Source organism: Streptomyces sp. NPDC060000, assembly GCF_042737375.1.
In the GTDB taxonomy this organism is placed as follows: Bacteria; Actinomycetota; Actinomycetes; order Streptomycetales; family Streptomycetaceae; genus Streptomyces.
On sequence record NZ_JBHWUU010000149.1, the window covers coordinates 1 to 9,702 of the forward strand.

Below are 9,702 nucleotides of genomic sequence, written 5' to 3' on the forward strand. Positions count from 1 at the left end.
GGTCCATCCGAGGGTCTGCTTCGCGAAGCGGAAGGTGTGCTCCAGATCGAAGCGGCGGAGAAAGACCTGCCGGAATCGGTCCACGTCGTCGGGGGTGGCACCGGTCTTGGAGGACCATGACCACACTGGCGGGGCATCCCGTTCTTTCGACAGGTACTCGACCTTCAGCCTGATCAACGTCCCCTCAACCAGGGGAAGTTCACCGTCGTGGTCGACCCAGGCCAGGCGGGTGACGTCGTAGCCGGCATCGGCCACGATCACGATGTCCGGGTCGCCCCTCTGCCACTGGCCCGCTGTGACGAGCCGCTCAACGACATCCCGCAGCTGGGCGGCGGTGATCGCGGTGGCGTCGTCCGCAGGTCCGAGCAGGACCGCGTCCAGGATCGCGGTCCAGGACGTGGCGCCCGGCTCCAGCACGGCGACGAACGAGTAGGGCCAGCCCGGAATGAACTGCGACGCCGTTTTCGCCCGGCCGTAGACGTGGCAGAACAGCCTCTCGGCCGAGCACGGTGCGTCCGAGCGAAGCCACAGTGACACATCGACCGCCAGGACCAGGCGCCCGCCGTCGAAACGCGGCAGCGACAGCCCGGCCAGCACCGTCCGCAGGCGAACCACGTCGATCCGGCCGTGGTTGAGACCGCCGTACATCGCTCCGTGCCCACGACGATGCTCGGGCAGCAGCGTCAGGTCCACCGGGAACTTCACCGCACCGTCCGCACACAGCACCGCATCGGTCAGCTCGAACAACTCATCCCGCCGAGCGTTCAGACACTCGTAGAACTCACCCCGGAAGCGTGACGCTTCCGCGAACGCTTCCCTCCGGACAGCATCAGGCAGCAGACTCACCCTCACGGCCTTCGTCGTGGTCACGTGCACCTTGGTCGGAGCACAGGATCAGACGAAGGCCGCCCCCATGTCTGGTGAATCCCCAGGTGAGCGACTCAGTACGAGACGCCGTTCGAGGCCGGAAGAAAAAGAACAAGCTTAGAAAGCCCGGCGGTAGGTGTGGCGAATGGCCGTGTGACGACCCGGAGGCAAGACAGGGACGAGCCTGGGTGATCATGCAGTTCTTGACGCTCAGTGATCACCGGAGGGCTCGTGCCTGTCCTGCCATCATGCCTGCTCGAACCCCTGTGGGACCGGTTCGCAGCGCTGCTGCCCGAGCATGTCGATACCCATCCGCTCGGCTGCCACAACCCGCGCATCCCGGACCGGATTGTCTTCGAGCGCGTCATCGCCGCCCTGGTGCACGGTTCCGGATACGAGCGGATCGCCGACCGCCAGTGCTCCGACCGCACCATCCGACGCCGCGTCAAGTACTGGTCACAGCTGGGCATGGCCGAGCAGGTCCACGGGCTGGCCGTGCAGGCGTACGACCGCATGATCGGCCTCCAACTCCATGAGCTGTCCGTCGACGGGTGCATCACCAAGGCTCCCTGCGGCGGCGAGAGAGCCGGACGCTCCCCGGTCGACCGGGGCAAGCAGGGCCTGAAGCGCTCAGTGGCCACCGAAGCCCGCGGCGTCCCGATCGGTCTCGTCTCGGCCGGGGCCAACCGTCATGACTCCCCGCTGCTCGTGCCCATCCTGGAGGCCGCGAAGAGGCAGATCGGTGTGTTTCCCGAGCAGGTCAACGTCAACTTGGACCGGGGCTACGACAGTGACAAGACCCGAGCCGCGCTCGAGGAACTGGGCTTCACCGGCGAGATCGCCCGCAAGGGCGTGCCCGCACCGATCCAGGCCGGCAAGAGGTGGGTCGTGGAGCGGAGCCACGCATGGATGAACGGCTTCGGCAAGCTCCGCCGCTGCACCGAGAAGCGCCAGTGCGCTGTGGACTTCTACCTCTACCTGTCCGCCGCAATCGTCACGCTCCGCATGCTCATCCGCCGCGCGACCCCGCTCTACCGCTGGGACGGACGGCCCACCACCAAGAGACTCAAGTGACGCCTGCTGACGGGCGTCTGTCTGCGTCGGGCGGACAAGCACTGCCGCACGCCTGGGGAAGGCGCGCTGCTCAACGAGGGCAGGGCCGGCCCGCGCTCCTGGCTGTGGAGGCTGTGGTGATGATGGCGTCGAGCCGGTCCCGGGTTTTCACCAGGGTGCTGACCTGCGTATCGATGCGGTCCCGCTCGGCCGACAGCCGGTCGAGCAGTGCGGGGGTCACGTCACCGGTCTCGACGCACGGCAGCAGTTCCAGGATCGCCCTGCTCGGCAGCCCTGCGGAGTACAGCTGCTGAATCAGCTGGACGCGGTCGACCGCGCTGTCCGGGTACTGCCGCTGGCCGCTGGGGCTGCGCGCCGAGGCCAGCAGGTCCTGCTCTTCGTAGTAGCGCAGTGCCCGCACGCTCACGCCCACCCTTGAGGCCAGCTCACCGATGCGCATCAACGCCCCCTCCATGACCTGGATCACATTCCTTGCCTCTGACGTCAACGTCAGGTTCTAGCGTAGCCCGTGAACAGCCCGGACAGGAATCACCTCACCACCGCCAGGAGACTCCCCATGAAGATCACCGGTTCCGTCGCCCTCGTCACCGGCGCCAACCGCGGCATCGGCAGGCACTTCGCCCAACAGCTCCTGCACCGGGGCGCCACCAAGGTCTACGCGACCGCACGCACCCCCCACCTCGTCGACCTCCCCGGTGCGGAAGTACTGCGGCTCGACATCACCGATCCGGCTTCGGTCGCCGCCGCGGCGGGCGCGGCCTCGGACGTCACCCTCCTGATCAACAATGCCGGCGTCTTCACCCAGCAGAACCTCGTCACCGGGGACCCCGAGAAGATCCGGCTGGAGATGGACACCAACTACTTCGGCACCCTCAACGTGGTCCGGGCGTTCACCCCCGTCCTGGCCGCAGGCGGCGGTGGGGCCATCCTCAACGTCCTGTCGGCGATGTCCTGGCTCGCCTACGACGGGGCCAACGCCTACAGCGCGTCGAAGGCGGCGGCGTGGAGCCTCACCAACGGCATCCGCCTCGAACTCGCGGGCCAGGGAACCGCGGTGACGGGCCTGCACCTGGCCAGCACCGACACCGACATGATGGCCGGGTGGGACGTGGAGAAGAACGACCCCGCCGATGTCGTGCGCGCCGCCCTCGACGGTATCGAGGCCGGAAAGATGGAGATCCTCGCCGACAACGACTGCGTCCAGCTCAAGGCGGCCCTGTCCGCCGACCCGAGCGTGCTCTATCCGCAGGCGGTTCCCCCCGCCTGACCCTTCGGCAGCCGCCCGCCCGGCCAGGCTTCAGCCGACGTTCGAGGATCTACGGATCAGCCGGGCGCGGCCATGCGTACTCGTCACGCTCCGCACGCGCGTCCGCCGCGCTACCGCTGGGACACCTACCCACCACCAGAAGACTCAAGTGACGCCTACCGCCGGGCTCTCTAAGAAATCGTTTCTCTACCGAACACGGTGGGCGTGAGTTCGAGTGTGACTGCCCGGGCGGGTGATCTTTCGGCGGTCTGGGTATCAAGCCAAGGGTGATCGGCGAGCGAGGGGGCGGACTGCGCATGGGGGCAGCGGATGAGCAGGACCTTGAGGACGGGGAAGGCTGGCTGACGAAGGCCGAAGTCCGGGAGATCTGGCCACAGATCAGGCCGAGCAGCATCAGGGCCGTGGCGCGGGCCAACAGCGTACGTACCTCGGGTGCGCCCTCCCCGGACCTGACCCGCGAGCCGACCTACCACGCGGCGGACGTGCGCCGAGTGGCCGCGCGGATCGCCCGGGGTGAGGCCGATGTCGCGCCCTGGCAGCGCGCCGACTCCGACACTGCACGCGACGACGCCACACCCGGCCCACCGGTTCGGCAGCCCGTCAGTTGGGGGCCCGAGAACGTGCCGGGGCTGATCCTGCTGGCAATCATCGTGGGGCTGATCCTCTGGGGCCTGACCTCTCCCGACAACCACGGCACAGTAACGGACTTCGTGCGCTGAGTGCGCTAACTAGCGGTTGCTCTATCGATCTTTGTGATCGTGAGTTCGAGTCTGCCGACTCGGTCGGGCGATCTCCTGGTCGGCAGGGCATGAAAGTGGGGCCTCCCGTACAGCTCGTGGGTGTCGAATCCAGTCGAGCAACAGGAGGCCCCTGGTGCCGCAGTTTTCCGTCTCCGTGACATTGCCGTCCAACTCCGCGCCCCTGTCGTGTGATTGCCTCGCTCACCGGTTCGGGAACGCCGGGGACCGGCCGCACAGGCGTCCGAGGTACCCCTCGGACATGACCGACGCGGAGTGGGCAGTCGTGCGCGACGCGATGCCCGTGCCCGCCTGGCTGGAGGGAAGAGGCGGGCAGCCGGAGAGCTACTGCCACCGGCAGCTGGTCGACGCGGTGCGCTACCTGGTTGCGGGCGGCATTGCCTGGAGAGCGGTGCCTGCGGACTTCCCCGCATGGGACCGCGTCTACGCCTTCTTCCGGCGCTGGTGGGACAAGGGCCTGGTCGCCGAGTTCCACGACCGGCTGCGCGACCGGGTCCGCGAGGCGTCGGGCCGTGATCTTGAGCCGACCGCCGGGATCATCGACGCGCAGTCGGTGAAAGGGGCCGCGTCGGTGCCGGTTGCCAGCCGGGGGTTCGACGGCGGGAAGAAGGTGAACGGCCGCAAGAGACACATCGTCGTGGTCACCCTCGGGCTTCTGCTGGCCGTGACGGTCACCGCCGCATCCGTCACCGACCGCGAGGTCGGCCGGACGCTGCTGGAGCGGCTGCGGATGCGGCACTGGCGCATCTCGCTGGTGTGGGCCGACGGCGGCTACACCGGACGCCTGGTCGACCTCGCCCGCGATGTCCTGCGGATCGCGCTGACGGTGGTCAGACGCACCGACGACGCCACGGTGTTTGCTGCCGGGCCGGGCCCGGTCGACCGGCGAAGGTCCGGTGTGAGCCCCCCTTTGAGCGCCCGGACGTGCGAGCCGTCGATCGCGGCGTCGTCCATGTCCAGCGGGCCCGCAGCCCGGAGCTCGGCCAGCAGTACCTCGTGCAGCTGCGGCCAGACGCCCGCTTCGGTCCAGTCCCGCAGACGCCGCCAGGCTGTCACACCGCTGCAGCCGACCTGTTCCGCGGGAACGTCCCGCCAGCTCACGCCCTTGCACAGCACGTAGACGATGCCGCGCAGCGCAGCGCGGTCGTCTGCAGGCAATCGCCCGGGATACCGATACCGCCTGGGCGGACGAACCGGCAGCAGCGGGGCCACACGTTCCCACAAGTCATCAGGCACAAGATCAGCGGACACCCAACAGATCCTGCCGACACGACACCCAACTGCCGAGCCCCACAACACATTTCATTCTGAAATGATCAGTAAGAGCTTGCAGGGCAGCAACACCTTGATTCCCTGCAAGGTCTTAGCCAACACGATTGCAGGGTGCGGCCTCAACGAAATCCTTGGCGTTCCACGCAACGGTGATCGGCGCGCCGATCACCCTGGGCAGGTTGGACAGCTCGTCGAGGACGGGCCAGCCCTCGCACTGAGCGTCGGCGGTCCGATCGACCAGGTTGTCGCGAATCTCGATCAGCCGGTCTCACCGCGAGGGCGCGGGCCGGAGGAGCGAGCAACGGACGCCGACTTCTCCGAACTTCACTGCTTGTAAGCTTTGTTGGTCGTCATCGCGAGCGATGAACGTCGTGAGAGTACTTGACGAGGTGGCTGCCGATCCGCTTCCCCTTGATCCCCGCAGCCGCGTCTGACTAGGTTTGGCGCCAAGAACCGACGATCAAGCAGGCGGAGCGTATGGCGGGTTTGGATGACCTGGTGCAACTGTTCGGCCAGCCACCGGCCCGAGACCCATCGCCCGGCGGCTGGGCCGAGGTCGAGGACTATGTCGGCTCGGCGCTGCCGGGTGACTTCAAGGCGTTCCTTGACGCGTATGGCACTGGCGTGATCTGCGGAGAGCTGGTGGTCTTCCACCCCCGAGGGTCCAGCCCGCTGCTTGATCGGATGCGGAAGATCCACGAAGCGTTCGGCCAGTCGTGGCGACGTGACTCGGACGAGTACCCGTTCCGGTTCCACCCCGCTTCGGGTGGCCTCATCTCCTGGGGATACGACTACTCCGGTGACGAGCATTTCTTCTGGCCATGCGACCCGGACCCGGGCCTCTGGAAGATTGTCACGAACATCAACGGGACGGATCCCGAGGTCCTCGACGGGTCGTTCACCGACTTCGTGCTCGCCTTCGTCAAGCGCCTGCGCGACGTAGACCCGCACCATGGGATCGACCCAGATGCCTTGGAGTTCCTTGAGCTGGAAGACCTGAACGGACTGGCAGAGCGCGGCGAGATCGGTCCGGTCGAGCCGAGCTTTGAACCGTTCTGATCCGGCTGCTTCACGGGGGCTTGTCGTTTTGGGGCGCGTGACGGGGCGCGTCATCCACCCGCGAGGATGGAGTCGCGGCCAGGGGACCACCTGAGCTGAAAGAGGTCGCGCTCCCGACACACGCGCCATAGGGTGCGCGCGTGGACGTTGAAGATCCAAAAGAAGTGGTCCGGCGCGGATATGACGTGCTCTCGGAGCACTATGAGCGGGCATTCGGCAGCGAGACGAAGTACGGATCGTGGATCGGGGAGTTGCTCGGTCGACTCCCCGAGACAGGCACCGTCCTGGACATCGGGTGCGGCACCGGTGTTCCCGTAGCCCGGTCCCTGGTCGCGGCGGGCCACCGCGTGACGGGCGTCGACATCAGTCAGGTCCAGATCCGCAGGGCCCGGGAGCTTGTGCCGGGCGCCGACTTCATCCGGGCTGATGCCACCACTCTGGAGCTTCCTCAGGGCAGCTTCGACGCCGTTGTCTGTCTGTACGCCCTGATCCATGTTCCAGTGGAGGAACAGCCGGCCCTGCTGGAGCGGATCGCTTCCTGGATCCGGCCCGGAGGTTGGTTCCTGAGCACCACCGGGCATCGGGCTTGGACCGGGACCGATGAGAACTGGCTCGGCGGCGGGGCCGCGATGTGGTGGAGTCAATTCGACGCCGCCACGAGCCGCGCATGGCTCGTGCAGGCCGGCTTCGACGTGGCCCACGAGGAGTTCGTGCCCGAAGGCGACAGCGGCGGCCACGTCCTGTTCTGGGCTCGGCGCTCTCCGGGATGACGGGGGCAGGCCGAAAAAAACCGGGCCGCGACACCGGGCCTCTGATCGGGTGAGGTTCGGGATTGATGATCAGAGTAGTGGATCGGCACTCTTGGTTGTGTCGGTTTCTGAGGTTCTGGTCCACTTCGTGTGGTCGCGTCGCTCTCGGTTACGCCAACAGAACTCGTTCGCGCGGGAGATCGAATCCTGCGCGGCCGAACATCTGGCGCTTGAGCATCTTGATCCGGTTGACATGACCCTCCACGACGCCGGAGTTCCAGGGCAGTGTGAGGCGCGCGGTGACGGCGTCGAGGTCGCGTTCGAGGTGTTGGGCGAAGCTCCGGAGGCTGGGCAGTTCGGTGGTGGAGGTAGCCGCTTCGATCCAGGTCGGCAACGGGTCGCCCTGGAGGTGAGCGACCAGGTGCCGGAAGGAGAGCACATGCTCGCCAAGTGCCGTCAGCTCGGCGGGGTTGGCCAGGACGGCTTTGAGCTGGAGCAGGTCACCTTCGGGTAGGGCGTCGGGGTGGGTGAGGATCCAGCGCGTGACGGCGCGGGCTGACGGCGCGCGGAGGCCGACCGTTGGGGTTTGCCGCGAAGCGTCCTGCTGACGTAGGTACGGACACTGGCGTAGCCGCGGGGATAGCCCTGTTCCCTGATCTCCTCCCACAGTTTCCGGGCGTTGGTGCAGCCTTCCTGCCAACCCTGATCGAGGCAGGGCTTGTAGTCATCGAGCCTGGTCGCGCGGCCTTGCCACTGCCCGGTGAATATCTCCTCCGCAGTAGCGGCACGGGAGGAACACAAGATCGTGTCGAGGGTCGTCCCGAACTGCCGGGCGACGGACCGCTTGTTCTGCCCGGCGGCGAGGAGAGCGTGGATGGTGGCGTGCTTGGCGCGGGTGCGTTCGGCGAACCGGTGTGCCCTGTCGGCCAGGGCGACGCAGCTGGCTCCGCCTCTTCCTGCGGGTTCCTCAGACTGGGGCCGGCGTGGGACGCAAGCAGCCACGGTGCCTGTAGACACACTTCTCGGCGGCTTCGCTCAGGTTGTGCCGGAGATGCCATACGTCGGCGATCTGGAGGGCCTGCGGGGCGCCGCGGGTGGCACCTTCGGCGAAGAAGGACGCCCGGTCACGGCAGACGATCTCGATGCCGGGCCGCTCGGCGAGCCAGGCCGCGAGCGTGTTCGCCTCCCGATCCAGAAGGAGGCCGACCGGGCGACGTGTAGGCGGTAGGTGCGCGCATGACTGGCTGGCCGCGCATGAACCGGGCTCCACTCATCAGGCCCCTTGGAATCGATCATCCAGGGAACCGGGAGGCGCTCTACCGGCGGACCGCCGAGATCAGTCCGCCGGGCCGCTCCTCGCGCTGCGGCGGGGTGCTGATCGGGCGGCCGTAGGTGGCAGCGCGCTCGCGCAGGGTGTGGCTGTCGGCCTCCCAGCCGTGCCCGGCCAGCCAGCCCACCGGGTCGTCGGGCATCTCCGAGACCCACATGGACGCCGCCGATCCCGGCGCGGCGTCCGCGCCGAAGCGCTCGATCACGCCGCGCGAGCCCAACGTCAGCCCCATCCGACTGCCTGCCGCCGACTGCGCGCTGATCCGGGCCAACAGCAGTTCCACCGCGTCCTCGGGCAGATAGATCAGTAGTCCTTCAGCGATCCACGCGGTCGGCACCGCCGGGTCGTGCCCTGCGGGGGCCAGCGCGCCAGGCCAGTCCTCACGCAGATCCACCGCGACGGTGACGCGCTCACAGCGTGCGACGGCCCGCTCCTGGCGCAGCACCGAAGCCTTGAAGTCCAGTGGCGCGGCGGTGTCGACCTCGAACAGCCGGGTGCCCTCGGGCCAGTCCATCCGGAAGGCCCGGCTGTCCATGCCGGCGCCGAGCAGCACGATCTGCCGGACCCCGGACGCGGAGGCCTGCTGCAACAGGTCGTCGAGGAACTTCGTCCTGATGACGATGGAGAACGACACGGCCAGCCGGCGGCGTCGCGCGGCCTCGTCATCGGGCAGCGGCGGCGAGGAGGGCCACAGGCCGCCGGCGGTGGCGAAGGCCTGTGCCAGTGGGTCGCGGAACAGCGCGTTCTCCCGCTCGGTCTCCAGCGCCCGCACCCTGGCCACCCCTACCGCCGTGGCCCACACGCCCGACGGCTGCACCCGCTCCTGCTCATCAGTCACCGCGCCAGCCTAGATGTTCGATTTCAAGGAGGCTGATGAGGGGAGCCAGGTTCACACGCGGCCAGCCAGTCATGCACGCCCTGACCGCCCACGACCACTAAAACCACCATTAGGCAAAGGTCAACAGTCACCCTGTGTACGCGACCGCACGAAGTGGACCAGAGCCTGACTTTTGGTGCAGAAGCTGGTCTTCCCGCTCTCCGGTCCCGAACCCGGTCGTCGCTGAATCGCTCCTGGACAAGCTGTCGACACGAGCCACCAGGTGTTCATGAACGGCCCCTCCCACAGGCCGAAGCAATGGCCCAAGGCGGCGATCGCCAAAGCGTGAGTCGGCCCCTGGGCTGATGCCGAGGCCGTCGGCTCAATGATCCACGTTGCTCAGCCGACCGGTCCCGTCATCGCGTGCGGCCGTACCGCCGGTTCGAGCAGCGACAATGCCCGCTCCCGCGCATCCAGGCCGGCGCGGACAAAGCGGCCGGCGGCGGGCG

11 protein-coding genes and 2 pseudogenes are annotated in these 9,702 nt (G+C 67.7%); 7 read left to right on the forward strand and 6 right to left on the reverse strand.

Annotated features, from left to right (window positions below):
• Nucleotides 1-846, reverse strand: an 846-nt coding sequence (locus tag ACFWBB_RS41665; RefSeq protein ID WP_385284267.1) for a transposase, incomplete at its 3' end; no start/stop codon positions are given.
• Between the two features lie 252 nt (nucleotides 847-1,098).
• Between ACFWBB_RS41665 and ACFWBB_RS41670 the strand changes: the two genes are divergently transcribed.
• The gene (locus tag ACFWBB_RS41670) at nucleotides 1,099-1,941 is read left to right on the forward strand and encodes an IS5 family transposase (RefSeq protein WP_385284242.1); all 843 of its coding nucleotides are present in this window, start codon (nucleotides 1,099-1,101) and stop codon (nucleotides 1,939-1,941) included.
• A 70-nt stretch (nucleotides 1,942-2,011) separates the two neighbouring features.
• On the opposite strand, the gene ACFWBB_RS41675 is transcribed toward ACFWBB_RS41670, so the two are convergent.
• Nucleotides 2,012-2,380, reverse strand: a complete 369-nt coding sequence (locus ACFWBB_RS41675) for a MerR family transcriptional regulator (RefSeq protein WP_099946741.1) — start codon at nucleotides 2,378-2,380, stop codon at nucleotides 2,012-2,014.
• Between the two features lie 117 nt (nucleotides 2,381-2,497).
• Between ACFWBB_RS41675 and ACFWBB_RS41680 the strand changes: the two genes are divergently transcribed.
• The 3 genes and pseudogenes from ACFWBB_RS41680 to ACFWBB_RS41690 form a co-directional block, all read left to right on the forward strand.
• On the forward strand, nucleotides 2,498-3,208 hold the full coding sequence (locus ACFWBB_RS41680; RefSeq protein WP_385284244.1) for an SDR family oxidoreductase: 711 nt from the start codon (nucleotides 2,498-2,500) through the stop codon (nucleotides 3,206-3,208).
• A gap of 266 nt (nucleotides 3,209-3,474) precedes the next feature.
• Nucleotides 3,475-3,927, forward strand: coding sequence for a hypothetical protein (locus ACFWBB_RS41685; protein WP_385284247.1), 453 nt, complete (start codon nucleotides 3,475-3,477; stop codon nucleotides 3,925-3,927).
• 280 nt (nucleotides 3,928-4,207) lie between these two features.
• Nucleotides 4,208-4,756 (forward strand): annotated as a pseudogene (locus tag ACFWBB_RS41690) (IS5 family transposase); the annotation flags it as partial.
• 45 nt (nucleotides 4,757-4,801) lie between these two features.
• On the opposite strand, the pseudogene ACFWBB_RS41695 reads toward ACFWBB_RS41690, so the two are convergent.
• Nucleotides 4,802-5,217, reverse strand: a pseudogene (locus ACFWBB_RS41695) (transposase); the annotation flags it as partial.
• A 61-nt stretch (nucleotides 5,218-5,278) separates the two neighbouring features.
• Between ACFWBB_RS41695 and ACFWBB_RS41700 the strand changes: the two are divergent.
• The 3 genes from ACFWBB_RS41700 to ACFWBB_RS41710 all read left to right on the forward strand — a co-directional run bounded on the left by ACFWBB_RS41700 (nucleotide 5,279) and on the right by ACFWBB_RS41710 (nucleotide 7,067).
• On the forward strand, nucleotides 5,279-5,575 hold the full coding sequence (locus tag ACFWBB_RS41700) for a hypothetical protein (RefSeq protein ID WP_385284250.1): 297 nt from the start codon (nucleotides 5,279-5,281) through the stop codon (nucleotides 5,573-5,575).
• 140 nt (nucleotides 5,576-5,715) lie between these two features.
• A complete protein-coding gene (locus ACFWBB_RS41705; RefSeq protein WP_385284253.1) occupies nucleotides 5,716-6,297 on the forward strand; it encodes a hypothetical protein in 582 nt (193 codons plus the stop codon).
• A gap of 140 nt (nucleotides 6,298-6,437) precedes the next feature.
• Nucleotides 6,438-7,067, forward strand: a complete 630-nt coding sequence (locus ACFWBB_RS41710; protein ID WP_385284256.1) for a class I SAM-dependent methyltransferase — start codon at nucleotides 6,438-6,440, stop codon at nucleotides 7,065-7,067.
• Nucleotides 7,068-7,215: 148 nt separating this feature from the next.
• Here ACFWBB_RS41710 and ACFWBB_RS41715 read toward each other — a convergent pair whose 3' ends face one another.
• The 3 genes from ACFWBB_RS41715 to ACFWBB_RS41725 form a co-directional block, all read right to left on the reverse strand.
• Nucleotides 7,216-7,713, reverse strand: coding sequence for a transposase (locus ACFWBB_RS41715; protein ID WP_385284259.1), 498 nt, complete (start codon nucleotides 7,711-7,713; stop codon nucleotides 7,216-7,218).
• Between the two features lie 300 nt (nucleotides 7,714-8,013).
• Nucleotides 8,014-8,316 (reverse strand): transposase, encoded by a 303-nt coding sequence (locus tag ACFWBB_RS41720; RefSeq protein WP_385284261.1) that lies wholly within the window; start codon nucleotides 8,314-8,316, stop codon nucleotides 8,014-8,016.
• A gap of 46 nt (nucleotides 8,317-8,362) precedes the next feature.
• Nucleotides 8,363-9,214, reverse strand: a complete 852-nt coding sequence (locus ACFWBB_RS41725; protein WP_385284264.1) for a class I SAM-dependent methyltransferase — start codon at nucleotides 9,212-9,214, stop codon at nucleotides 8,363-8,365.
• Between the last annotated feature and the right edge of the window lie 488 nt (nucleotides 9,215-9,702).